Below are 24,934 nucleotides of genomic sequence, written 5' to 3'. Positions count from 1 at the left end.
TACAGCCCTACTCAACTGTGCGGAGGTGGGACGACGAAATCGAATTCTAACGAATTACCGATTTCTGTCCCACTCTCATAAAAAACTTCCCCAAGTTTCCACTTGAGGAAGTTCTTTTCGAAAGATTAGTCAATGTAGTGCAATTTCCCACGGAAGTCTTCCAGGCTTTGGTAGCCTTTTTCTTCCATGATGGCTTTGAGCTCCGCAGTGATGCGTTCAAATGCTCCTACTCCTTCTTTATGAAGCGTCGTGCCGATTTGCACCATACTAGCCCCACAAAGGATATGTTCAAAGGCATCGCGACCGGTCAAGACACCTCCTGTCCCCACAATCTGAATTTCTGGATTCAGACGTTGGTAAAAGGCATGGACATTGGCGAGAGCCGTTGGTTTGATGTATTCTCCACCAATCCCACCAAATCCGTTCTTAGGACGAATCACCACGGATTCATCCTCGATGTAGAGGCCATTTCCGATCGAATTGACGCAATTGACAAACTTGAGCGGGTATTTGTTAAAGATCGCTGCTGCTTGATCAAAATGAACGATATCAAAATAAGGTGGCAACTTGATGCCTAGAGGTTTGGTGAAATAGGCAAAGACCTCAGACAAGATCCGATCTGTCGTATCAAAATCATAGGCGATCTGAGGTTTCCCAGGGACATTGGGACAAGATAGGTTCAACTCTGTCAAGCCTTTAAAGTCACTATCTTGCACCTTTTTCAAGATGGTATGAGTTTCTTCAGGAGACATGCCGACGAGAGATAAGAAGAAGGTCCGGTCTGGATCCGTTTCTTGCAACTCCAATAAGTAATTCAAATAATAGTCCAACCCTTGGTTAGGTAGCCCCATTGAATTGATCGAACCAAGCGGCACATCTTGGTAGCGTGGCTCTGGATTACCAGCACGGAATTCTAAGGTCGCTGTCTTGGTCACAAAGGTCCCCGCAGCTGAGTTCTTCACTTCTTCTAATTCCTCAGTGGTCATACAGGCTACACCTGCCGCATTCATCAGGCAGTTGTCAAATTCAAAACCAGCAATTTGCGTTTTTGTCGATACCATCTTGTACTCCTTTTTTGAAACACCACCAACAGAATCGTTCGGGATGCTCTCTATTTTCTTCTTTCATTATACCATCACTTGGAAGCTTCCGGACAATCAAAGCTAAAAATTCTTCCAAATATTCGGACTTTCCTAGTCGCGATAAAATTTTCAGAAAATTCAACTTTTTTCTTTACAAGCCAAAAAAAGTCTGCTATAATGATCCATGTAATAAAACATGACATTGTTTGTCAACTGTCTCAAAGCCACTCCCCTAGCGGGTTTGCTGGTTTTCGTTTCATTCACAAAGGAGAATTAACATGACAACTGCTAAAGAATATATCCAAAGCACTTTCGAAACTGTAAAAGCTCGTAACGGCCACGAAGCTGAATTCCTTCAAGCTGTTGAAGAGTTCCTCAGCACTTTGGAACCTGTTTTTGAAAAACATCCTGAATACATTGAAGAAAACATCTTGGCTCGTATTACAGAACCTGAACGCGTAATTTCTTTCCGTGTTCCTTGGGTTGACCGTGAAGGAAATATCCAAGTAAACCGTGGTTACCGTGTTCAATTCAACTCTGCTGTAGGTCCTTACAAAGGTGGTCTTCGTTTCCACCCAACTGTTAACCAAGGGATCTTGAAATTCCTCGGATTCGAACAAATCTTCAAAAACGTCTTGACTGGCCTTCCTATCGGTGGAGGTAAAGGTGGATCTGACTTCGATCCTAAAGGAAAAACTGACGCTGAAGTGATGCGTTTCTGTCAAAGCTTCATGACTGAATTGCAAAAGCACATCGGTCCTTCTCTTGATGTCCCAGCTGGTGATATCGGGGTTGGTGGACGTGAAATCGGATACCTTTACGGTCAATACAAACGCCTTCGCCAATTCGATGCTGGTGTCTTGACTGGTAAACCTCTTGGTTTTGGTGGTAGCTTGATCCGTCCAGAAGCAACTGGTTATGGTTTGGTTTACTACACTGAAGAAATGCTCAAAGCAAACGGTGATAGCTTTGCTGGTAAGAAAGTCGTGATCTCAGGTTCTGGTAACGTTGCCCAATACGCTCTTCAAAAAGCTACTGAACTTGGTGCAACTGTCATCTCTGTATCTGATTCAAACGGTTACGTGATCGACGAGAACGGTATTGACTTCGACCTTCTTACAGATGTTAAAGAAAAACGTCGTGCTCGTTTGACTGAATACGCTGCTGAAAAACCAACTGCTACATACTACGAAGGTTCTGTATGGACTTACGCTGGTAACTATGACATCGCTCTTCCATGTGCAACTCAAAATGAAATCGATGGCGATGCTGCTAAACGTTTGGTTGCTCAAGGTGTGAAAGTTGTCTCTGAAGGAGCAAACATGCCAAGTAACATCGATGCCATCAACGTATACAAAGAAAATGGTATCCTTTACGGACCTGCTAAAGCAGCCAATGCTGGTGGGGTTGCTGTATCTGCTCTTGAAATGAGCCAAAACAGCCAACGGCTTTCATGGACACGCGAAGAAGTGGACGGACGTTTGAAAGACATCATGACCAACATCTTCAACACTGCTAAAACAACTGCAGAAACTTACGGACTTGGTAAAGATTACCTTTCAGGTGCCAACATCGCTGCCTTTGAAAATGTCGCAAACGCGATGATTGCACAAGGTCTTGTATAATCAATCGATATTTTTCTTTGAGACCTTCGGGTCAAAGCCTCTCAACTCCTGAAACCAGTGTGTTTCAGGAGTTTTTTGTAGTTACTGATCTCTTTAAGGACAATTGGTCTCAAGGTAAGAAAGTCATTTTTAAAGAAAGGAATCTTAACCATCATTAGTGATGAGAGATTTGAGCCATCTCTTTTTCTGTATCTTTTTCTAAAAAAATTTTATTTTTTTTACTTTACCCCCTTGCATTTTTAATAAATTAGTATTAAACTATAGCAAAAGGAGGTGTGCTTATGTTTCTTTTAGCTCAAGAAAAATCAGATACGATCGAATTCCTTAAGTCTGAATTGGTCCAATTACTCTCCAATATGCGACAAGAAATCGCAGCTAGCCGTCAATCACAGACCGGTGCAGCTTGCCATCATATTGAATATTGCATGGATAAGATCCAAAGGGCAAAAAGTTCCGTAGCCATTGCCCTCCCCATCGAATCCTTAAATCTTGAAATCACGACTATGCTGCGCAAGCAACTCATCGTCTTACCACCAGAGGCTCGAAAAAATTGGGACCAAATTAAAAAGCTGGATTTCAAATACTGCCACTTAAAATAGACCAAAAAAGAGAGTGGGACAGAAATCGGTAATTCGTTAGAATTCGATTTCGTCGTCCCACCTCCGCACTGTTGAGTAGGGCTGTAAAAGCTGATGAAATCAGCGTAGTAGAGCCCACTCAACCACTGCGTCTTGCTCGACAATTCAAAAATAATTGAGAGGCTAGGACTTTTGTCCCAGCCTCTTTTTTGTGTTACATGATCCCGTTCTTTCCTGTTGGTAGGCTAATCCCTGCTTCCATCAGGGCATCATGGTAGAGTTTATAGTAGGTATGATAGACCGTCGTCTGGGTGCCATTTTGCGCAGTCATCGCAATACGGAAGGAATAACGACCATTTTTTTCGATCTGTGGGCCTAAAATCGTAGGACCTGTCAACACTTCTGGGTGTTTGTCTTGTTCGGACTGATTGACCTGAGCAATCACCTGATAGATCTTGTCGAGATCGGTATTTGCATCTAGCGGAATATCGATCAGCACGCGCATATCACCGCGTGAGAGATTGCTGACGACGGTGATGTTGCGATTCGGGACAAAGTGGAGAGTCCCATCAAAGTCCCGCACCTGGGTCGTCCGAATCCCGACACTGCTGACGATGCCGGCAATATTAATAGACCCATTCGTGAGACGAACATTGTCTCCCACATCCAGCTGGCGTTCTAAAAGGATAAAGAAACCATTGACCAAATCGGAAAGAAAGCCCTGGGCTCCCATCCCAATCGCCACCCCAGCAATCCCAGCACCAGCCAAGAGACTAGAGACTGGAAGACCCAGAATCGACAAAATCCAGTAGATCAAGATGAAATACAAACAATAGTTTAAGAGGCTCTCAACCAAGCGGAGAATCGTATTTTTACGGGCTTCATCCTGCACCGTATACTTAAAAGAAGGGGTTAATATCCGCTTAACCAGGCTATGGATGACCTTTTTAGCGATAAAAAATAAGAGAAAGACAAAAATCAGAGAGATACATTTTGATATCAGATCATCAAAAATCTTTGTCCAGTCTATTTTACTGAAATAACGTTGGAGAGCTTGACTCATTTATACGGGCCTTTCTATCAAAGAATAGTATGATTATATCAAATATTCGGAAATAAGGCTATTTTTTGAAAATTTCATTGCTTTTCCCCCCTAACTATCGTATAATATTCCTTAATTATTTTTTAAGGAGGTCCTACATGATTCATCGATTGATTACCACTTGGAATAAAACCAACCTTATGAAAAGGATCGCAATCGGGATTGTACTTGGTGTCATCCTAGCACTTCTCTTCCCGAAAGCATCTGGCATTGGACTCTTAGGTCAGTTCTTTGTTGGGGGGCTCCGTGCGATCGCACCCCTTCTGGTCTTCGCGCTTGTCGCAAACGCTCTCTCCCAACACCAAAAAGGGACAGAGACCAATATGAAAAAGGTCATCATCCTCTATCTCCTAGGAACCTTTGCAGCTGCCTTCGTTGCTGTTTTGGTCAATTACATCTTCCCGATCACCATTACCCTGACTGGAAAGGCCGCTGAAGGATCCTCTCCAAACGGGATTGGCGAAGTGATTAGTAACCTCTTGCTCAAGATTGTCGACAACCCGGTCAACGCCTTGCAGCAAGCCAACTACATTGGGATCCTTTCTTGGGCAACCGTCTTTGGAATTGCCATGAGAGAGGCGAGCGAACATAGTAAAGACCTCCTGCAAACCCTAGCAGACATCACTTCAAAAATTGTCGAGTGGATTATCAACCTAGCTCCATTTGGGATCTTAGGCTTGGTCTTCACGACCATCGCTGGCCAAGGACTCAGTGCCCTTAGTAACTACGGGATTCTCTTACTTGTTTTGGTTGGTACCATGGCTTTTGTAGCCCTGGTCATCAATCCATTGATCGTCTTTTTCATGATTCGCAAGAACCCTTATCCCCTTGTTTTTAAATGCCTCCGTGTCAGTGGGGTAACAGCCTTCTTCACCAGAAGTTCTGCAGCCAACATCCCTGTCAACATGCGTCTCTGTGAAGAATTGGGGCTGAATCCAGATACCTACTCTGTTTCTATCCCTCTTGGATCTACCATTAACATGGCAGGCGCAGCCGTAACGATCAATATTTTGACGCTCGCTGCTGCCAATACCTTGCACATTCAGGTTGACTTTGGAACTGCGCTCATTCTAAGTGTGGTAGCGGCTATCTCTGCTTGTGGCGCATCTGGAGTTGCGGGAGGATCTCTCCTTCTCATCCCTGTTGCTTGTAGCCTCTTTGGCATCACCAATGATTTGGCCATGCAAGTCGTCAGCGTCGGCTTTATCATCGGGGTCATCCAAGACTCTTGTGAAACAGCCCTCAACTCTTCGACAGATGTGCTCTTCACTGCCATCGCCGAAATGAGCAGCTGGCCAAAAGAAAAACGCTATTAAATGAGCCTATCTCAAATAGACAAGAAAACCCAGATCCATCGATCTGGGTTTTCTTATTTCTTAAAGTATTGTTTGCTTTCTTTGATGATGACAGGTGAGAGAGCTAAGAGGGCAATTAGGTTAGGCAAAGCCATCAGCCCATTCACAATATCCGCGATCACCCAGACCAGATCCAGCTTAAGGAAGCCTCCTAGTCCAACCATAAAAACAAAGAAGGTCCGATAGAGGTTGATATGTTTAACACCAAATAGGAATTCAAAACACCGCTCTCCGTAATAAGACCAGCCAAGAATAGTCGTGGTCGCAAAAAGCACCAAGCATAGCGTTAGAATGATGCCTCCGACTGGGCCAAAGGCGCCTGTAAACGTATCCTGAGTCAGGGTACTAGTGCTGCCCTTAGCCATCCACTCACCTGAAACCAAGAGCGAAAGTCCTGTCAAACTACAGATGATAATGGTATCAATAAAGGTTCCTGTCATGGAGATCAAGCCCTGCTCGACGGGCTCATTGGTCTTCGCCGCCGCTGCTGCAATGGGTGCAGATCCGAGACCAGATTCATTAGAGAAAACTCCACGCGCCACCCCTTTTTGGATAGCCATTTTGACCGTTGCTCCTGCGAAACCTCCCATGGCTGCAGTCCCTGTAAAAGCACCCGAAAAGACCGATTTCAAGGCTGGAAGCAATTGGTCCAGATGCAAGACAATAATCGTGATGGTCGCAAAGATATAGGCAGCCGCCATAAAAGGAACCACTTTTTCAGAGACTTTGGAAATCCAGTGAATCCCTCCAAAGATGATGGTTGAAACCACCAGAGCAATTACTACACTAGCCACTTCTGGAGCTGTTCCAAAACTGGCTTGAAGGGATCCCGTAATGGAATTAACCTGGGTCATGGTTCCGATCCCAAAGAGGGCTACCAGCACTCCTGCAACCGCAAAGAAAATAGCCAATGGTCGCCACTTCTCTCCCATCCCGTGAAGAATGTAGTACATCGGACCACCTGAGATATGACCGTTGTCATCCTTGGTCCGATAACGAATGGCTAAGAGCCCTTCTGCATACTTGGTCGCCATTCCAAAAAAGGCTGCCATCCACATCCAAAAGAGGGCACCTGGGCCACCTGTCTGAATCGCTGTAGCTACCCCTACAATATTCCCCGTCCCTACAGTAGCTGCTAGGGCTGTCGCAAGGGCTCCGAAACTCGAGATATCCCCGTGTCCCTCATCTTCTGTAAAGATCAAGCGAAAAGCTTTTGGAAGGTAGCGTATCTGAAGCAAACCCAAGCGAAGGGTCAGGTAGATCCCTGTTCCTACTAAGAGCACCAATAACGGGGCGCCCCACACTAGATTATCGAGTTGTTGAAAAAACTGCAATACATGATCCATTTTCTGTCTCCTTTTTCATCGACCGCTCGACAGAAAAGAGAAAAAGAAAGAGCACATGTCAAACATGTACTCTGGTCCTGCTTAAAATAGGGGTCTTCCCCTATTTTTCGCTCTGTCCTTTTACCTGAGAGTTTGAGTAGATGCATCCTCTACCTTGCCCCTTCGGTGCCATTTCTGGTCTCTCCAGAGTTCCGTCCATTCACAGTCACTCACGCTCCTGCAAACTTCATTCGGTCGTATGTAATTTTCTCTATTTTAATCGATTTTCAAAAGTTTGTCAATCGTTTCTGAAAACATCTTGTAAACTACCTGAAAATACACGGTTTTTAATCACTCAAGGAGAAGTGATTGGTCATGAGGTTGCTAGCATCGAGCAAAATCTTGTCCAAGAGTTGATCTGTCGCTTCCTGGATTTGATCACTCATAGCTTGGTTTTCCGCTTCAAAATCAACGGTTTCACCTGTGGCAAGTGCACGATCGACTTTATTGATGCGCGCATGTCCCCAGGCCATTGTCGTTTCTTGGTAATCATCCAAATCACCAACATGGTGAGCATAGTGAGGATCTGCTAGTCCCGCAATAATCCGGTTGGCCCAGTAGAAGGAATCCGTTGTTACCTTAGCCGTCGTATTGGCAAAGTAGTCTGGCGTTGTATCCACTTGGGTAAAGAAAGGAACAGCTGTATTGTATGGCATGGAGCCATAAGAAATCCATTGGATGCCTGTCGTTTCTTGTGGTTTATTGGGACGCAATTGTAAAATCGCTGTCTGGCTGGTCCGGTTAATCCCGATCGTCCGGAAGGTCCGCTGACTCACGTGATCTCCTTCAGGGCCATAAGGATCGTAGATAGTGTCTTGGTAGTGGTTGCTCAATACATATTTGACATCTTCAATCGTCACCTTGCGATAGGGTTTTTGACACCAAGGAATCTCAAAACTCCGTGGATCCTGCTCGATTTCAGGATTGAGGAAACGCTGGATGGCCCAAGCCCGCGGTGTATTGTAGTGACGATCCTTGTCTTTTTGGCTACCAAAGGCATAGCGTGGATTAAAACCTTTCCCTTCTTGATCCAGAATCAAATGGTGCTCTGTGACAAAATGTTCAAGGTCTGGGTCACAAAGAAACTCATCTGGATTACCAAATTCAAAATAATCACTTCCTAGTTGATTCGGGTTGGTCACATAGGCATCGTCAGGGACACGGCGCGCCATCCAGTGGTGACCTCCGATGGTTTCCAACCACCAGATTTCATTCACATCTGAAATGGCAATCCCGTTGGATTCATATGTTCCGTACTCTTCCAAAATCTTTCCGAGACGCAAGACCCCTTCGCGGGCTGTCTTGACATAAGGCAAGACCAAAGTCAGCATGTCTTCCTCACCGATGCCACTCTCTACAAGAGGATCTGCCCCTAGCACACGGCTATTGGTCGTAATGGTCTCTGTCTCACTCATGGCTACATTATAGACATTGATCCCAGCTTCTCCCCAGATCCCGTCTTTAGGAATGGCATCTGGAACCGCTGTATAGCGAACTGGATTATCTGGCAAGTCGATTTCAAAAGTTGATAAAACAGACTTGTAATGACGTGGTTGATCTTCTGGTTTGACCACGATCAATTTCTTGGGCGTAAAAACGCCATTTTGAGAATCCTCTGTTCGTGCTACAATGGTTGAACCATCATAGCTAGCATTTTTTCCGACTAGAATCGTTGTACACGAATCTGCACTTTCACGTTTACGCATGCGTATCCTCCCAAATCATTCATTGCCTCTATTATAGCACTTTTAAAAAGGAGGACCTACTGAAAATCAGATTTAAAAGCGAATCCTTTTCAACAACTTTCAAATATTTTCATTTTATAAAATTTTAAAAAACCTAGCTGATAAACAGCTAGGTTTCGATTATCCTTTAAACGTGACAATGGTCGCGCCACTTCCACCTGCATTTTGGGGGGCGTATTCAAAACTTTTGACGTGTTTGTTGCGGCGGAGGTACTTGGTCACCCCTTCACGGATAACACCCGTCCCGATCCCGTGGATGATATCGACTTGGGCCATGTTGTTGAGCAGGGCCTGATCGATAAAGCCATCTAGCTCTTGCATAGCCTCTTCATAGCGTTTTCCACGGAGGTCCAGACGCGCTCTCGGTCCGCTCGTGTTCGAACGTTTGACGACATTCACCTGACGTTTCTTAGGTTGAGCCGCTTCTTTTTCAGCCTTGATGAGGTTGAATTCTTTTTCTTCCAAGGTCATCTTGATCAAGCCAACTTGTGCCTCCCAGCGACCATCTTTGAGTTGCTTGACTAGGGTTCCGCGTTGGCCATAGCTGATAACCAAGATTTCGTCTCCCACCTTAGGAGCACGCGCCTTTTTGGCTTTTTTCAAGACCTTGTTTTTAGAAAGATCGACGGTCTCAGGCGCTAGTTTTTTCAATTGAGCCTTGGCCTCAATGATTTCATGTGGTTTCAACTGGGATTTGGCGTGAAGGCCTTGAAGGATACGGTCACTCTCTGAGAGGGCCATGTCCACAATTTCCTTGGCCTCTTCTCTTGCCTTATTAAGTTCTGTTTCTCTCTCTCGGGTCAGTTCGTTATAGAGTTTTCGAAGAGCGCGATTGAATTTGAGATTTTCTTGCTCGACCTCTTGAATGGTATCCAAGCGCTTGCGACTTTCTAAGGTCTGCGCCTCCAATTTTTCAATAATTTGATTGACATCATTATCCGTATTGGTCATCTTCATGGCATCCTGGATAATAGTCTCAGACAAGCCCAAACGGCGGGCAATTTCAAAGGCATTGGAGCGGCCAGGAACTCCTTGCATGAAGCGATAGGTCGGACGCAGACTCGCTGTATCAAATTCCATGCTGGCATTTTGCACTCCTGCAGTCTCAATCCCGTAGGCCTTGAGCTCTGGATAGTGGGTTGTCGCCATGGTCTTAATCCCGCGTAAGCGCAGGTCCTCTAGAATGGCAATAGCAAGGCCAGCCCCCTCTTGAGGATCGGTTCCAGCCCCCAACTCATCCAGAAGGATCAAGGAGGCGGTATCCACTTGATTCAAGATAGATACGATATTGGTCATATGGCTGGAGAAGGTCGACAAGCTCTGCTCGATCGATTGTTCATCTCCAATATCTGCAAAGACTTGTGAGAAGATGCCCACACGACTACCTGGATCCGCTAGGATGGGAAGACCAGACTGGGCCATAATTTGCGCTAGTCCCAGCGTTTTTAGCATGATGGTTTTCCCCCCTGTATTGGGACCGGTAATCACGATTTCTGTCAGGTCCTCGGTAAAATGCAGGTCATTCGCGACAGCATTTTCAATCAAGGGATGACGTAGTTGCAAGAGCTGAATAGAGCGATTGCTGCTAACCTCTGGTACCACTGCCTTACAATCGCGCATAAAGCGATACTTGGCCTTGATCAAGTCCAAGTGACCGATAATCCAAGCGTTATTTGCAATCTCTGCTGCATGAGGGCGGAGAGTGTCAGACAATTCCTCCAGAATCTGAATGATTTCATACCGTTCATCTGCTCGATGGTTGGCAATTTCTTCATTAAGATTGACGACTGCTCGAGGCTCGATATAAACAGTATTCCCACTGGCTGAGATATCGTGGACCACCCCTGCAATGCGGTTGCGATAGGTGTTTTTTACTGGTAGAACATTGCGGCCATTCCGACTAGCAATCACAGCATCCGCCAACATATCGGCCTTGCTTTTCAGCAGATCTTGTAGAATCTCTCTGACCTGGTGTTCATTTTCCTGGATTCGACGACGAATTTTGGCCAATTTTTCGCTAGCAAAAGACTCGACAAAGCCTCCTTCGTTGATAGCTTGAAGCCCACCTTGTAGGCGAGGAAGATCCACCAAGTTGTCAAAGAGGCGATGGAGCCTTTCCAGACGGACATTTTCCAAGTTGTCGTAGAAATCCTTGAGCTCATGTGTCACCCGAAGGACAGCTTTTAGCGCTAGTAATTCATCGATATTGAGGGATGCCTCCATCTCCAAACGCTTGGCCACTGGACGGACATCTTGAATGGTCGATACGGCAAAGCGAGGCTCTTCCAAGAGGATCTGCTCCATATCTTCTAGCTCCATAAAGGCCGTTTCGATGCTTTCTTTTTTATCAGTTGGAGTAAGGGCTGCTAGCTCCATCTCCCCTTGTTCTGTCTGTAGATAGGGTTCAAAGAGTTGCTTGACCTTGTCAAACTCCAGAATATCTAAGATTTTTTTATTCATGTTTCTCCTACAAAAAAAGTGAGCGTCCTTCCTTGAATCGGACTTGTCTCACTCCTTTCTTCATTTTTGCTCCTTAAGCTCCGATAATCGCAGTCACCCACAAGTTGTGGAACAGACTGGAACTGATCGGGGTATGAAGGATGATAAAGCGGATCAATCCACTTGCATTTAGTCTATTTTGGATGGAAGCCATGGGAACTGTTGAGAGAATAGTCAAGCCCATCTGGATCACCAAGAGGGTTATCACGACGGCGATCACACCTGCTCCAATTTGATACTTGCGATCCTCCAATTTTTCTGGCTGGGGAACCAAGTGCATAAAGATTCCAATCACGCGGCCGATCAAATAAACCAGCACAAAAATCAACACATAAGCTAACCCTGCATAAAAGATGTCATCTAATTGAAACAGGTAGCGGTTGGCATAAAAATAATTCACCGATTGCTGGGTGGGACTCGAAAAAGGAACCCATAGAGACAAAAGCTTAGCCAGTCCCTTGTAGCTACCACCTGCAATCAAGAGGGCCACCAAGGTCACTAGAAAATAATAGGACTGGAGGATGATGCCTCTTGCATAGCCAATATAAAAGCTCCATGCCAAAATCAATAAGATTAAGAAAGTTAACATGTATCTCCTCTTATTTAGATGATTTATCCTTTAAGTCGTCTAAAGCTTTGCGACGAAAATCATCTAATTCTGTTTCTTTGTCGTCAAACTCAATCTCGCGATTCAGTTGCATAGACAAACTATTTACTGCCAATAAGATAGCGATGGTTTCATCATCGGCCTCTGGCATTTGTTCCTTAATTGCTTGGTATTTTTCTTTCGCAACACGTTCGACTTCTTCCATAAACAAATTATCATGGTTGGTTGTTAAAGTGAGCGCTTTGTTTCCAAATGTAAATTTATATCTATTTAAGCTCGCCATAAAAATCACCTCACGGTATTATACCAAAAAAGGCTAGCTTTGTCAGTAGCAAAGCCCCTCTTCCCAGGGATTTTCCAGTGGATTCTTTCTTTCTTTTTGCTCCCTCTCTCCCTGAATTTGTGGTACAATAGTGGTTATGGAAAGTATGACACTCACTCCAACACAGGAGCAAATCCTTGATTTTGTCCATACCTATCGCAATTCTCTCACTCAAAGTAAGAACCCTCATATGGATTATTTCTTTCGACTAGAGGGAGCGACCGTTTCGATCTACAAGTCTGGAAAGGTCCTGCTCCAGGGCAATGACCTCACTCCTTACCTGACCTTTTTCAGGCAAGATAATGGGAACCCTAAGCCTTCTGCCACTTCATCTGCACGACAAGATCTAGCCATGATCGGAACCGATGAGGTCGGAAACGGCTCTTATTTTGGTGGACTCACCGTTGTCGCATCCTTTGTCACACCTGACCAGCACGACTGGCTCAAAAAGCTTGGTGTTGGTGATTCGAAGACCTTGGATGATCGAAAAATTCAGCAATTGGCTCCTCTCCTTGAGGAAAATATCCAGCACCAAGCACTCTTATTGTCTCCAAAGAAGTACAATGAAGTGATCGCTTCTGGTTACAATGCTGTTTCGGTCAAAGTAGCCCTGCACAATCAGGCCATCTACCTTCTGTTAAATAAAGGAGTCCAAGCAGAGCGAATTGTGATTGATGCCTTTACAACTGCTAAAAACTACCAAAAATACGTAAAAGCTGAAAAAAATCAGGTCACGCAAGCCATTGAGTTGGAAGAAAAAGCCGAAAGCAAGTATCTAGCTGTGGCAGTTAGCTCCATCATCGCCCGCAATCTCTTCCTTCAAAATCTGGAAGATCTGGGCAAGGAACTGGGTTTTAATCTCCCTAGTGGAGCAGGATCTAAATCAGACCAAGTGGCCGCTAAATTGCTTCAGACTTACGGGATGAAAGCTCTGGATTATTGTGCCAAACTCCATTTTAAAAACACAGAAAAAGCAAAGAAATTACTAGAAAGATAAGTCATGTCAAAAAGAAGTTCAAAACAGTCATCGAGCTCACCTGTGGTGAGATTCCTTAAAGAATGGGGCCTCTTCAGTATCATTGTTGGTCTCATCATCGCCTCTCGCATTTACCTCTGGGCTCCGGTCAAGGTAGATGGCCATTCGATGGATCCGACCCTGGCCGATAGCGAGTACCTCCTTGTGGTCAACCACCTCTCGATTGATCGTTTCGACATTGTCGTTGCCAGTGAAAAAGATGACGATGGCAAAACCAAGGACATCGTCAAGCGGGTCATCGGTCTTCCTGGAGATACCATCCAATATGATAACGATACCCTCTACATCAATGGGAAAAAGACCAATGAGCCTTATTTGAAAAACTATATCGCTCGTTTCAAAAAAGATAAATTGCAATCGACCTACACTGGAAAAGGCTTTGAAGAAAACGGAGAACTCTTCCGCCAATTGGCCAATACAGCTCAAGCCTTTACAGTGGACAAGGATGGCAATCCTAAATTTACTTTGAAGTTGCTTGACGATGAATATCTCTTACTTGGAGATGACCGGATCGTTTCAAAAGATAGCCGTCAGGTCGGAGCTTTCAAGAAAGAACAAATCAAAGGGCAAGCCGTCTTTAGACTATGGCCTATCTACCCTTTCAAAACTTATTAGTATAGATCAACAGACTGAGGCTGAGACAAGTATGTCCCAGCCTCGCTTTATAAAAGGAAAGAAATGATGGAATATTATTTTTCTGGTACTATTGAGCGCATTATTTTTGAAAATCCTAGCAGTTTTTTTCGAATCCTCTTGCTCGACATCAGCGATACCGATGCCGAAGATTTTGATGATTTTGAGATTATTGTGACAGGAACCATGGCAGATATCATGGAAGGCGAAGACTACACCTTCTGGGGGGAGCTGGTCCATCATCCTAAATACGGAGAGCAGCTCAAAATCAGTCGCTATGAACGTGCCAAACCCTCTAGCAAGGGCTTAGTGAAATATTTTTCTAGTGATCACTTTAAAGGAATTGGTCTCAAAACAGCCCAAAAAATCGTGGACCTCTATGGGGACGATACCATTGACAAAATTTTGGAGGCCCCTGAAAAATTAGAAGAAATCACAGGCCTCTCCAAGAAAAACCGCCTGGCTTTTGTAGAAAAACTCCGTCAGAATTACGGAACAGAGCGCATTCTCGCCCAACTAGCCAACTATGGCATTCCCAATAAATTAGCCTTTCAGATCCAAGATTTTTATAAAGAAGAAACCCTCCAGATCGTGGAGCAACAGCCCTACCGATTGGTGGAAGATATCCAAGGCATGGGCTTTAAAATCGCGGACCAACTAGCCGAAGAATTGGGTATTGCAAGTGACGCCCCTGAGCGTTTCCGCGCGGGTCTGATCCACAGCCTTTTTAGCTACTCTATCGAGACTGGAAATACCTATATCGAAGCCAAGGACCTCCTGCGCTATACCATTGACCTCCTAGAATCCGCTCGTCCAGTAGAATTGGATCCTTCCACTGTCGTCCAGGAATTAGGACGCCTCATCGAGGAAGATAAGGTCCAAAACGTGGACACCAAGATCTTTGACAACAGCCTCTTCTTTGCGGAGGAAGGGATTCGTAGTCATATCGGTCGATTGTTGGAAAAAGGAAAGTCGACTTCATTTGACCCTGAGAAAATCAACCAGGCGATTGAGGCGGTTGAAAAAGATTTGGGGATTCGCTACGATGCGATTCAAAAAGAGGCCATTCACCAAGCTATCCAAAACAAGGTCTTTATCCTCACAGGGGGTCCTGGGACAGGAAAGACTACCGTTATCAATGGGATGATCAGTGTCTATGCCCAACTCCACCAGCTGGATCTTCGGAAGAAACAAGACCTGCCGATCCTCTTGGCTGCCCCAACAGGACGGGCAGCTAGACGCATGAATGAGCTGACAGGACTTCCGAGCGCCACCATCCACCGCCATTTGGGGATGACAGGAGATGATGACACCAGCCACTTAGAGGACTATCTGGATGCAGACTTCATCATTGTGGACGAATTTTCCATGGTTGATACCTGGCTGGCTAATCAATTACTCAGCAACATCGCAACAGATACCAAACTCTTGATTGTGGGAGATGCCGACCAATTACCTTCCGTCAGCCCTGGTCAGGTCTTGGCTGATCTCTTGCAGATCCCAAGCATCCCTCAGACCAAACTCGAACATATTTTCCGTCAGAGTGAAGATTCGACCATTGTCTCACTTGCAGGAGACATTCGCCAGGGCAAGCTTCCTCAAGATTTCACAGAACGAAAAGCCGACCGCTCTTATTTCGAAGCCGGAAGCGAACACATCCCTAAGATGATCGAACAGATCACCTCAGCTGCCCTTCGCAGTCAGATCCCGGCTCGAGATATCCAAGTCTTGGCACCTATGTACAAGGGCCAGGCTGGCATTGACAACATCAATACACTCATGCAAGACCTTCTCAATCCAGCTATCAAAGATCAGGTCGTCTTTGACACGCCAGACTGCCAATACCGCGATGGAGACAAGGTTATCCATCTGGTCAATGATGCAGAAAGCAATGTCTTTAATGGAGATATTGGCTACATTACCGATCTTCTCCCCGGAAAATATACAGAATCGAAGCAAGATGAATTGACTATCCAATTTGATGGCAATGAAATCGTCTACCCGCGCAATGAATGGTACAAGATTCGCTTAGCCTATGCGATGAGTATTCACAAATCGCAAGGAAGCGAGTTTCCTGTAGTGATTCTACCCATTACCAATCAAAGCCACCGGATGTTGCAGCGTAATTTGATCTATACTGCCATCACGCGCTCTAAGAGCAAACTGATCCTCTTAGGGGAATACAGCGCCTTTGATTACGCCACTAAAAATACCGGTACTGCGCGCAAGACCTATTTGGTGGAGCGCTTCAAGGACCTGGACGGAGGCGAAGCCACCACAGACTATTCTTCATCCGTTGCAACGGCTTCTGCTACAGTCGAATCTGCACGAAGCAAGGAAGAAACTGTTGAAACAAAATCAGAGACGTCTAAGCCTACTGTCTATCGACTAACAGAAGACAATCTCCACGCCATCTCGCCTATGATTGGACTAACAGAAGAAGAGATTGCAGCCTTCTTTGACGTCAAACAACCTAATTGATACCCCAAAAATTAAAATAATATATTTTTTAAGACTCATTCAAATACAACTGAAACTTTCCGCCGTGAGAAAAGTGCTAGAAACACTATGGTTTCTAGCACTCGGGAGTTTTGAAACTTTAGGTTCAAAACTAAGTCATGGAACTTCGTAGAAGTTCGCTGACGTCCGTACTCACCTAAGGAAAGTTTCTAAGATGACTTTGTCATCAATCTCAGACGACTAGTGAATAGACTAGTCGTCTTTTTCTTCCTCTACCAGAGACAGTTCAGTATGATCAACAAAGTTGGTCATGGTGACACCCAAGAGGCGGATTCCTGTATTTATCGATTCGATTTCTTGAAAAATGTGACGTGCTGAACGATTGATGCGCTCAGCATCTCGCGTTGGCTCCGTCAAGGTGATGCGCTTAGTCAAGGTGGTAAAGTCTCCATAGCGCACTTTTAAGACCAAGGTCTTTCCTTGCTTACCATGTTTTTCCAGCGATTGGGCCACCTTACTGGACAGATTGGCAATTTCTTCTAAAATATCATCTTCTGCATAAAGGAGCTTGCGGTAGGTCCGCTCTTTTCCAATCGACTTGCGGATGCGATGACTTTTGACAGGGCTATTGTGAATCCCTCGCGCCTTTCGAAAGAGATCATAGCCAAATCGCCCAAACCGATCAATCAAAGTCATCTCCGGGATGGCTAAAAGATCCGCGCCAGTATAGACACCCATCTCATGTAGTCTCTCTACTGTCTTCTTTCCTACTCCATGAAATTTGGCAATGTCCATTTGGCTCAGGAAATCCTTAGCGTCCTCCGGTAAAACCACCGTTAGGCCACGGGGTTTTTGGTAGTCACTTGCCATCTTGGCCAAAAATTTATTATAAGAAACACCCGCTGAAGCTGTGAGATGCAGCTCTTCCCAGATAGCATGCTGAATCAAGCGGGCGATTTTGACAGCTGATTTGCTCTGGATTTTATTTTCCGTCACATCTAGATAGGCTTCATCAATACTCATCGGCTCGATGAGATCTGTATAACGCTTGAAAATCTCACGGACCTGCTCACCTACTTCTCGGTATTTCTCATAATTTCCAGAGATAAAAATGGCTTGAGGACAAAGGTCCAGCGCTTCTTTAGAGCTCATAGCTGAATGAATGCCATATTTCCTTGCTTCATAGTTACAAGTCGAGACCACACCTCTCCCTCCTGACTGACGAGGGTCCTGGCCAATCACGACAGGCTTGCCCTTCAAACTAGGGTTGTCTCTTTCTTCGACGGCAGCAAAAAATGCATCCATATCAATATGAATAATCTTGCGACTGGTATCATTCACTAATGGAAATATCAGCATTTTTCACCCTCCTTTCTTTCTATTATAGGAAGAAAATTTCAGAATTGCAAAAATCGACTCCCCAGAAAACATGAAAATTGATGAAAAACTGTGTTTGTTTTCAAAAATATAGTACAGTATCACAGAGGATTTGAAACTGTATTACAAAAGAATCTGTTGTTTTTCGCAATTCGCCTTTGTGTAACCGATTTCTGTATGGTATACTACTATTGTAAGTGCAACAGATATAGTTGCTAGAAAGACAATAGAGGAAAATAAAAATGGTTGTTAAAACAGTCGTTGAAGCACAAGATATTTTTGACAAAGCCTGGGAAGGCTTCAAAGGTGAAGATTGGAAAGAAAAAGCAAGCGTTTCTCGCTTCGTTCAAGCTAACTACACACCATATGATGGAGATGAAAGCTTCCTAGCTGGTCCAACTGAACGTTCTCTTCACATCAAAAAAATTGTTGAAGAAACAAAAGCTCATTATGAAGAAACTCGTTTCCCATACGATAACCGTCCAACATCTATCGCTGATATCGCAGCTGGATATATCGACAAAGAAAACGAAGTCATCTTCGGTATCCAAAATGATGAATTGTTCAAATTGAACTTCATGCCTCGTGGTGGTATCCGTATGGCGGAAACTACTTTGAAAGAAAATGGATACGAACCAGATCCTGCAGTTCATGAAATCTTCACAAAATACGTTACAACTGTAAACGACGGTATCTTCCGCGCTTACACTTCTAACATCCGTCGTGCTCGTCACGCTCACACTGTAACTGGTCTTCCAGATGCTTACTCTCGTGGACGTATCATCGGGGTTTATGCTCGTTTGGCTCTTTATGGTGCTGACTACTTGATGGCTGAAAAAGCAAACGACTGGAACTCTATTACTGAAATCGATGAAGAATCAATCCGTCTTCGTGAAGAAGTAAACCTTCAATACCAAGCACTTCAAGAAGTTGTTAAATTGGGTGACCTTTATGGTGTAGACGTACGTCGTCCTGCCTTCGATACAAAAGAAGCGATCCAATGGACAAACATCGCCTTCATGGCTGTCTGCCGTGTGATCAACGGTGCTGCTACTTCTCTTGGACGTGTGCCAATCGTTTTGGATATCTACGCTGAACGTGACTTGGCTCGTGGTACATTTACTGAATCAGAAATCCAAGAATTCGTTGACGATTTCGTTATGAAATTGCGTACTGTTAAATTTGCTCGTACAAAAGCTTACGACCAATTGTACTCAGGTGACCCAACCTTCATCACAACTTCTATGGCTGGTATGGGTAACGACGGACGTCACCGTGTTACTAAGATGGACTACCGTTTCTTGAACACTTTGGACAACATCGGTAACTCTCCAGAACCAAACTTGACAGTTCTTTGGACTGACAAATTGCCATATAGCTTCCGTCGCTACTGTATGCACATGAGCCACAAACACTCTTCTATCCAATACGAAGGTGTAACAACAATGGCCAAAGACGGATACGGTGAAATGAGCTGTATCTCATGTTGTGTATCTCCACTTGACCCAGAAAACGAAGAACAACGCCACAACATCCAATACTTCGGTGCTCGTGTTAACGTGCTTAAAGCTCTTCTTACTGGTTTGAACGGTGGTTACGACGATGTTAATAAAGACTACAAAGTATTTGACATCGATCCAATCCGTGACGAAGTTCTTGAATTCGAATCTGTTAAAGCAAACTTCGAAAAATCTCTTGACTGGTTGACAGACACTTACGTAGATGCTTTGAACATCATCCACTACATGACTGATAAGTACAACTACGAAGCAGTTCAAATGGCCTTCTTGCCAACTCACCAACGCGCAAACATGGGATTCGGTATCTGTGGATTTGCCAACACTGTTGATACATTGTCAGCAATCAAATACGCTACTGTTAAACCAATCCGTGACGAAGATGGCTACATCTACGACTACGAAACAATCGGTGAATACCCACGTTGGGGTGAAGATGACCCACGTTCTAACGAATTGGCAGAATGGTTGATCGAAGCTTACACTACTCGTCTTCGCAGCCACAAACTTTACAAGAACGCAGAAGCTACAGTTTCACTTTTGACTATCACTTCTAACGTTGCTTACTCTAAACAAACTGGTAACTCACCAGTCCACAAAGGGGTGTACCTCAACGAAGATGGTTCTGTGAACTTGTCTAAATTGGAATTCTTCTCACCAGGTGCTAACCCATCTAACAAAGCTAAAGGTGGATGGTTGCAAAACTTGAACTCACTTGCTAGCCTTGACTTTGGTTATGCAGCTGATGGTATCTCATTGACAACTCAAGTATCACCTCGCGCTCTTGGTAAAACTCGTGACGAACAAGTTGATAACTTGGTAACAATCCTTGATGGTTACTTCGAAAACGGTGGACAACACGTTAACTTGAATGTTATGGACTTGAACGATGTTTACGAAAAGATCATGTCAGGTGAAGACGTAATCGTACGTATCTCTGGATACTGTGTAAACACTAAATACCTCACTCCAGAACAAAAAACTGAATTGACACAACGTGTCTTCCACGAAGTTCTTTCAATGGATGATGCATTGAGCTAAGATTCAAATAGGTCTTAAAAACCAGTCGGAAACGGCTGGTTTTTTCATCCTCATCGCAAGATTATTCTGAATTTTGAAAGAGTTTAAGAGCCCGCTATATAGAGTTTGACAGCGCTTCCTCCGAGTGTTATAGTAGAGCTGTAAATAAGATAGAAGGGGTGATCCTATGTTTTTAACATTTATTTTCGCTATTATTTGGCTCTTTATTCTGATTGCACTGATCTTTTTAGCAACCCTTCTCGTCCAGGATACGACCGTGCAGCACCACCACCCGAGTTAACGAATCTTAGGGCTAGACAATAGCTATTCTAAATGAATTCATAAGGACAAGAAACAAACTAGAATTGTTAGATTTTAGTTCTGTCTCTCGTCCTTTTTTGCTATAATAGAAACAGATTATTTAGTAAGAAGGAAATTATGGAAGAGTCAAAACAGATCAACCAAGTGATCGACGTCCTGATGTTAGCTGGAACCCTCCTTATAGAGAGCGGTTCTGAGATTCACCGGGTCGAAGATACCATGATCCGGATCGCCCATTCACAGGGAATCGTCGATTGCAATGTTTTAGCGATGCCAGTCGCTATTTTCTTTTCAATTGAGAACGCCAATGTCACGCGCATGAAACGGATCTTGCGGACCAATTACAATATCGAAAAGGTCTGTGATGTCAACCAGATCTCTCGTCAACTAGTCTCTGGAGAGATGGATCTCGAGCACGCTTACCAGGCCCTGAGCGAGTTGAAAAAAAAGCGTGTTCCTTATACCAATCTCCAGTTGACCATTGCGGCAACCCTCAGTGCGCCTTTCTTCTCCATCATGTTTGGAGGAAATTTCTACGATGCCATTGGAGCGGGCATTGCAACTGTCTTTGCCTTTGCTTTTTCACTTGTCGTTGATAAATACGTGCGCATTCCTTTTGCCACTGCTTTTGCGGCCGCCTTTGTCTTTGGTTTTTTAGCCCATATCTGGACGCGCTATAGTGGTTTTCCATCCAATACCGATCTCATTATCGCAGGCTGTGTCATGCCCTTCGTTCCTGGGATCGCTATGACCAATGCTGTCCGCGATCTCATGAATTACCACCTCAACTCTGGGATGAGCAAACTCTTTGAGACTTTCCTCATTACTCTTGCCCTTGGTGCCGGTACAACCGTTGCCCTCGTCCTTATGAAATAAAATCATGAACTTAACTGAATTTTTAATCCAAGCGGTGGCCAGTTTGATTGCCATCATCACCTTTTTAATCGTCCTAAATGTGCAACGCTCCATGCTGATTCCTGGAGGAATCTTAGGGATGGGCATCTGGCTACTATACTATATTCTAAAAGGCCCTACCAATGTTATCGTAGCAACCTTTATCGCCGCTATCGTGGGATCCTGCATTAGTCAGATTTTAAGTATCATTCTCAAGACGCCTGTCGTGGTCTTTATGTTGTCCATTCTCGCGCCCTTGGTTCCTGGATATATTTCCTATCGAACTACTTCCTTTTTTGTCAGTGGCCAATATCGTCAGGCAGTGACCAGCGTGACCCTGGTGGTTATTCTGGCCTTGGTGATCTCCATCGGGATGGCTAGTGGATCTGTCGTTTTGAAACTCTACCATTCTTATCAACGCTATCAAAAAAGAAAAATGACCAATGCTAACTAGCATTTGTCATGTTGGTAACAAAGTCTTCTTAAAACTTTCCTTAGGTGAGCACGGACGTCAGCGAACTTCGTAGAAGTTCCATGACTTAGTTTTGGACCTAAGGTTCCAAAACTCCCGAGTGCTAGAAACAATAGTGTTTCTAGCACTTTTCTCACGGCGGAAAGTTTTTGTATTTTCTTGATTCATTTTAACAATTGGAACTCATTTTTATTTTTTGAAGAAAACTAAAAGTTTATGTACAATTGACTAAACTAAAGCTAAACCATTGATACAACTGAATTAGAAGCATAAAGTACATTCTTTAAAAAGTGTACTTTATTTTTGTTTTGTAAATTATTCTGAAACTACTTTCACATATTAAAAATTGAATCTAAATTGCTGTAGGCCTATAATAAAGATAGGAATAATAAGAATTCTTCCTAGAAAGGAGTATACTGTATCATATGTGACAGTATTATAAATGAATCATGAAAAAAATAATTACTATAGTACAGTGCATTTTGTTCCTCGTGTCTCCTTACATAGCTAGAGAACTATGCTTGATGAGTAAAAATCTGGTGGATAATATGTTCCTCATATTCTTTATCATGCTAACAATTTCTTTTTGGCTTGGTATTTGGAAGTTGGGAGATCTTGTGGGAAATCCAAAATAGAAAGTAAAAAGTTGTGCTAGAGATGAGATTTTTATTTATTTTAATTATTAATACACCTTATTTCTTTTATTTAAAATGGAAGGATAAGCCTAAACAAAAAAATAAGTCCTTTTGTTATCTTTATAAGTTTTACATGATTTACTTGTGGTTTATCTTCATAATTTCCATAATGGCTATCGGTATTTTATCCCTTGGAATAGTAGCTGGTATGGGAAGAAAACTTCCGTTTGGTTTCTTTGTTTTATCTTTTTTATTTGTAGTTCTATTTAGTTTCTATATTTTTAGTATTTTAAAAGAGATAAAGGAATTAAAGCAAATAAAAGGTAAGTAAATATTAACTAAGAGAACTAGCTAACTAGCTTAAGTAAAATATAACACGGCCATGATTCATGAGCCGTGTTTTTGTATGAATGTACAATTGAAAAATTTTTAGTTTTCACTTAAATAAAGTACATAATTGACAATGATTAGCTAAAAACATTTTTTGGTTATCTTAGAATTGAATGTTTAGAATGTGTGGTGGAGGATAAGAAGCCTTATTCATATTTGGATAGGCAAAAGGTTTTTTAGAAAGTAAAAGTATCTAACAACATCTTATGTCGTGAGCAATTATAAAATTAGTCAATTTCTTATAATTAATTTTTGAAATTTATTAACTATTATATAGTAAAAAAGGAGACTATGCGCTAGTCTCTTTTTTGTCGCTTAGATTTTTATTAGAAAAAATAAATTATTCTTTTGGTAATGAGTATACTTCGATATGATTTCCAAGTATTTTAATCTTGACTGGAAGTTTATCTGATTTATCACCGTCAACATCTGATTCTAACTCAGTATCAGAAGAAATTCTAATATTTTTTGCTTTAATATATTCGATGTGATCATTTGACACAACATCTCCTTTTAACAAATCTGGAATTGCAGATAGTTTAGAAAGGATGGAGGCATCTTTTAAAATTAAGATATTTCCATATCCATCTTTATTTTCGTCAAATAGTTTTTTATCAGCGTAATAGTTGGATAATAAGACTAAGACTTGACTGGCCTCACCGTTATAACTTCCATTTTAAGTTTCAATATGAATATTAAACACATCGTCTTTTATGATTGACTTCATTGTATTTAATGCATATGCGAAGATCCCAAATTTTGTTTTATTTTCTATATTTTGAAAAATTTGAACACAAAAATAATGCCATGTTATTAACTTTTTCCTCTTAATACACTGAAAAAATGGTAATGAAGATATTAAAGATTATTAGTTATCATTTTCTCTCTTTTGCATAGAGAGAAACTCTTGAAGGAATAGTTTTTTAGCCTCTCCATCTGATGAAGTATCTAAATCCTCGATAATCATTCTGGCTACTTCTTCGCGTGAGGTTGTTCCGTACTCTTCTAACAATTTATAATCAATCCGTTCTTCAACGTTTGTATACGGGTAACGATCAAGTAAGTCATCGATACGATTATCAAATTCATACTCAGTCCATAACTCTTCAAAGACATCCCTATAATTCTCTATATTAGACTCTGAAGCAATTAAAGATAATGTATCCAAAAAGCCAGATTTATATCCTTTTATTTCTGAACAGAGAGCTATGACTTCATCTTTATTAATTTTGGTTAAATCTTCTCGGATGTCTAACAAGTCCTTATCTCTAAAAAGTTTTTCAAAACCTTCAAGTTGAGTATTGAAGCTGCTTAGTTTTGAATGCTCTGGTTGAACCAATATTTCTCTAAAATCCATAATAATCTCCAAATTTCTCTAAATAAAATATTAGAGTGTCGTGAATAGACACTCTTGGAATGGTAGCTAAAAGTCAAATTAGCTTGTAAGGGCTTACATATAAATATTATACATTTTATAAAAGTATACGTCAAATTTTATAAAAAATTCTCTATAAAATATAGTATTTTAAAAAAATTTTTTAAAAAAGCTCAAATTTCTATCGAATAGAGACTGATATACCATCTTAAATTAAATATAAAATACAATAAAGTAAATCTTTGATTCATTTTATTAGTGATCGAGATAGAACAAATAATATAGAAAACAAACAAGACTAAACACGCTTTTATAGGAATATAAACAAATGAGTATAAAAATTAGCATAAATTAAAATGTTGTGAAAACGAAAACAATCTTACTATATAAAGGTTTGTTGTCGAATAAGAATATTTATGCTTTTTAAAAATACCCAAGCATTTTAGTTGACTTTGTTTGGGTAAAGGTTTATAGTTATATCAATCATAGAAACATATTTTGGAA

At 42.5% G+C, this 24,934-nt stretch carries 18 protein-coding genes, 1 pseudogene and 1 riboswitch; of the genes and pseudogenes, 9 read left to right on the top strand and 10 right to left on the bottom strand.

Going from position 1 to position 24,934, the window contains the following annotated elements:
* Positions 1-125: 125 nt before the first annotated feature.
* Positions 126-1,061, bottom strand: coding sequence for a dihydroorotate oxidase (locus I2E70_RS09870; protein ID WP_049474144.1), 936 nt, complete (start codon positions 1,059-1,061; stop codon positions 126-128).
* A 299-nt stretch (positions 1,062-1,360) separates the two neighbouring features.
* On the opposite strand from I2E70_RS09870, the gene gdhA reads away from it, so the two are divergent.
* On the top strand, positions 1,361-2,707 hold the full coding sequence (gdhA, locus tag I2E70_RS09865; RefSeq protein WP_195424606.1) for an NADP-specific glutamate dehydrogenase: 1,347 nt from the start codon (positions 1,361-1,363) through the stop codon (positions 2,705-2,707).
* 281 nt (positions 2,708-2,988) lie between these two features.
* A complete protein-coding gene (locus I2E70_RS09860; RefSeq protein ID WP_049490820.1) occupies positions 2,989-3,306 on the top strand; it encodes a hypothetical protein in 318 nt (105 codons plus the stop codon).
* Between the two features lie 193 nt (positions 3,307-3,499).
* On the opposite strand, the gene I2E70_RS09855 is transcribed toward I2E70_RS09860, so the two are convergent.
* A complete protein-coding gene (locus tag I2E70_RS09855) occupies positions 3,500-4,348 on the bottom strand; it encodes a mechanosensitive ion channel family protein (RefSeq protein WP_013904165.1) in 849 nt (282 codons plus the stop codon).
* A 137-nt stretch (positions 4,349-4,485) separates the two neighbouring features.
* On the opposite strand from I2E70_RS09855, the gene sstT reads away from it, so the two are divergent.
* A complete protein-coding gene (gene sstT, locus I2E70_RS09850) occupies positions 4,486-5,703 on the top strand; it encodes a serine/threonine transporter SstT (RefSeq protein ID WP_049490342.1) in 1,218 nt (405 codons plus the stop codon).
* A 53-nt stretch (positions 5,704-5,756) separates the two neighbouring features.
* Here the strand turns inward: sstT and I2E70_RS09845 are convergent, their stop codons facing one another.
* The 5 genes from I2E70_RS09845 to I2E70_RS09825 form a co-directional block, all read right to left on the bottom strand.
* Positions 5,757-7,088: an alanine/glycine:cation symporter family protein gene (locus tag I2E70_RS09845; RefSeq protein WP_045759866.1), complete on the bottom strand. Its 1,332-nt coding sequence runs from the start codon at positions 7,086-7,088 to the stop codon at positions 5,757-5,759.
* Between the two features lie 102 nt (positions 7,089-7,190).
* Positions 7,191-7,285: riboswitch (glycine riboswitch) on the bottom strand.
* Positions 7,286-7,414: 129 nt separating this feature from the next.
* Entirely contained in the window at positions 7,415-8,833 is a 1,419-nt protein-coding gene (locus I2E70_RS09840) for a C69 family dipeptidase (protein WP_045759867.1), read from the bottom strand.
* 159 nt (positions 8,834-8,992) lie between these two features.
* Positions 8,993-11,332: an endonuclease MutS2 gene (locus I2E70_RS09835; protein ID WP_195424603.1), complete on the bottom strand. Its 2,340-nt coding sequence runs from the start codon at positions 11,330-11,332 to the stop codon at positions 8,993-8,995.
* Positions 11,333-11,405: 73 nt separating this feature from the next.
* Complete coding sequence (locus I2E70_RS09830) at positions 11,406-11,960, bottom strand: CvpA family protein (protein ID WP_049474356.1); 555 nt, start codon at positions 11,958-11,960, stop codon at positions 11,406-11,408.
* Between the two features lie 10 nt (positions 11,961-11,970).
* Complete coding sequence (locus I2E70_RS09825) at positions 11,971-12,261, bottom strand: hypothetical protein (RefSeq protein WP_049471900.1); 291 nt, start codon at positions 12,259-12,261, stop codon at positions 11,971-11,973.
* Positions 12,262-12,397: 136 nt separating this feature from the next.
* On the opposite strand from I2E70_RS09825, the gene rnhC reads away from it, so the two are divergent.
* From rnhC to I2E70_RS09810, 3 genes are all read left to right on the top strand, one after another.
* A complete protein-coding gene (gene rnhC / locus I2E70_RS09820) occupies positions 12,398-13,297 on the top strand; it encodes a ribonuclease HIII (RefSeq protein WP_049474355.1) in 900 nt (299 codons plus the stop codon).
* A gap of 3 nt (positions 13,298-13,300) precedes the next feature.
* Positions 13,301-13,951 (top strand): signal peptidase I, encoded by a 651-nt coding sequence (gene lepB / locus I2E70_RS09815; RefSeq protein ID WP_049474354.1) that lies wholly within the window; start codon positions 13,301-13,303, stop codon positions 13,949-13,951.
* A 66-nt stretch (positions 13,952-14,017) separates the two neighbouring features.
* Positions 14,018-16,450, top strand: coding sequence for an ATP-dependent RecD-like DNA helicase (locus I2E70_RS09810; RefSeq protein WP_195424608.1), 2,433 nt, complete (start codon positions 14,018-14,020; stop codon positions 16,448-16,450).
* A gap of 231 nt (positions 16,451-16,681) precedes the next feature.
* Here I2E70_RS09810 and dinB read toward each other — a convergent pair whose 3' ends face one another.
* Entirely contained in the window at positions 16,682-17,788 is a 1,107-nt protein-coding gene (gene dinB / locus I2E70_RS09805) for a DNA polymerase IV (RefSeq protein WP_195424601.1), read from the bottom strand.
* A 260-nt stretch (positions 17,789-18,048) separates the two neighbouring features.
* Here dinB and pflB point away from each other — a divergent pair, with 260 nt between their 5' ends.
* The 3 genes from pflB (at position 18,049) to I2E70_RS09790 (ending at position 22,012) form a co-directional block, all read left to right on the top strand.
* Positions 18,049-20,364, top strand: coding sequence for a formate C-acetyltransferase (gene pflB, locus I2E70_RS09800; RefSeq protein ID WP_195424599.1), 2,316 nt, complete (start codon positions 18,049-18,051; stop codon positions 20,362-20,364).
* Positions 20,365-20,781: 417 nt separating this feature from the next.
* A complete protein-coding gene (locus I2E70_RS09795) occupies positions 20,782-21,540 on the top strand; it encodes a threonine/serine exporter family protein (protein ID WP_195424597.1) in 759 nt (252 codons plus the stop codon).
* A 4-nt stretch (positions 21,541-21,544) separates the two neighbouring features.
* Positions 21,545-22,012 (top strand): threonine/serine exporter family protein, encoded by a 468-nt coding sequence (locus I2E70_RS09790; protein ID WP_031575574.1) that lies wholly within the window; start codon positions 21,545-21,547, stop codon positions 22,010-22,012.
* Between the two features lie 1,383 nt (positions 22,013-23,395).
* On the opposite strand, the pseudogene I2E70_RS09780 reads toward I2E70_RS09790, so the two are convergent.
* Together I2E70_RS09780 and I2E70_RS09775 are read right to left on the bottom strand one after the other, a co-directional pair.
* A pseudogene (locus I2E70_RS09780) lies at positions 23,396-23,830 on the bottom strand (diacylglycerol/lipid kinase family protein); the annotation flags it as partial.
* Positions 23,831-23,923: 93 nt separating this feature from the next.
* Entirely contained in the window at positions 23,924-24,412 is a 489-nt protein-coding gene (locus tag I2E70_RS09775; protein WP_003010649.1) for a hypothetical protein, read from the bottom strand.
* Positions 24,413-24,934 lie beyond the last annotated feature (522 nt).

Origin of the sequence: Streptococcus parasanguinis (assembly GCF_015556095.1) — a bacterium.
Classification (GTDB): domain Bacteria; phylum Bacillota; class Bacilli; order Lactobacillales; family Streptococcaceae; genus Streptococcus; species Streptococcus parasanguinis_Q.
Note: the sequence above shows the minus strand (reverse complement) of the source record. Positions and strands in the feature narration are given on the sequence as shown.

Coding starts and splice junctions, on each gene's coding strand:
- I2E70_RS09870 (WP_049474144.1), bottom strand. CDS start 1,061: ATGGTATCGACAAAAACGCAAATTGCTGGTTTTGAATTTGACAACTGC.
- gdhA (WP_195424606.1), top strand. CDS start 1,361: ATGACAACTGCTAAAGAATATATCCAAAGCACTTTCGAAACTGTAAAA.
- I2E70_RS09860 (WP_049490820.1), top strand. CDS start 2,989: ATGTTTCTTTTAGCTCAAGAAAAATCAGATACGATCGAATTCCTTAAG.
- I2E70_RS09855 (WP_013904165.1), bottom strand. CDS start 4,348: ATGAGTCAAGCTCTCCAACGTTATTTCAGTAAAATAGACTGGACAAAG.
- sstT (WP_049490342.1), top strand. CDS start 4,486: ATGATTCATCGATTGATTACCACTTGGAATAAAACCAACCTTATGAAA.
- I2E70_RS09845 (WP_045759866.1), bottom strand. CDS start 7,088: ATGGATCATGTATTGCAGTTTTTTCAACAACTCGATAATCTAGTGTGG.
- I2E70_RS09840 (WP_045759867.1), bottom strand. CDS start 8,833: ATGCGTAAACGTGAAAGTGCAGATTCGTGTACAACGATTCTAGTCGGA.
- I2E70_RS09835 (WP_195424603.1), bottom strand. CDS start 11,332: ATGAATAAAAAAATCTTAGATATTCTGGAGTTTGACAAGGTCAAGCAA.
- I2E70_RS09830 (WP_049474356.1), bottom strand. CDS start 11,960: ATGTTAACTTTCTTAATCTTATTGATTTTGGCATGGAGCTTTTATATT.
- I2E70_RS09825 (WP_049471900.1), bottom strand. CDS start 12,261: ATGGCGAGCTTAAATAGATATAAATTTACATTTGGAAACAAAGCGCTC.
- rnhC (WP_049474355.1), top strand. CDS start 12,398: ATGGAAAGTATGACACTCACTCCAACACAGGAGCAAATCCTTGATTTT.
- lepB (WP_049474354.1), top strand. CDS start 13,301: ATGTCAAAAAGAAGTTCAAAACAGTCATCGAGCTCACCTGTGGTGAGA.
- I2E70_RS09810 (WP_195424608.1), top strand. CDS start 14,018: ATGGAATATTATTTTTCTGGTACTATTGAGCGCATTATTTTTGAAAAT.
- dinB (WP_195424601.1), bottom strand. CDS start 17,788: ATGCTGATATTTCCATTAGTGAATGATACCAGTCGCAAGATTATTCAT.
- pflB (WP_195424599.1), top strand. CDS start 18,049: ATGGTTGTTAAAACAGTCGTTGAAGCACAAGATATTTTTGACAAAGCC.
- I2E70_RS09795 (WP_195424597.1), top strand. CDS start 20,782: ATGGAAGAGTCAAAACAGATCAACCAAGTGATCGACGTCCTGATGTTA.
- I2E70_RS09790 (WP_031575574.1), top strand. CDS start 21,545: ATGAACTTAACTGAATTTTTAATCCAAGCGGTGGCCAGTTTGATTGCC.
- I2E70_RS09775 (WP_003010649.1), bottom strand. CDS start 24,412: ATGGATTTTAGAGAAATATTGGTTCAACCAGAGCATTCAAAACTAAGC.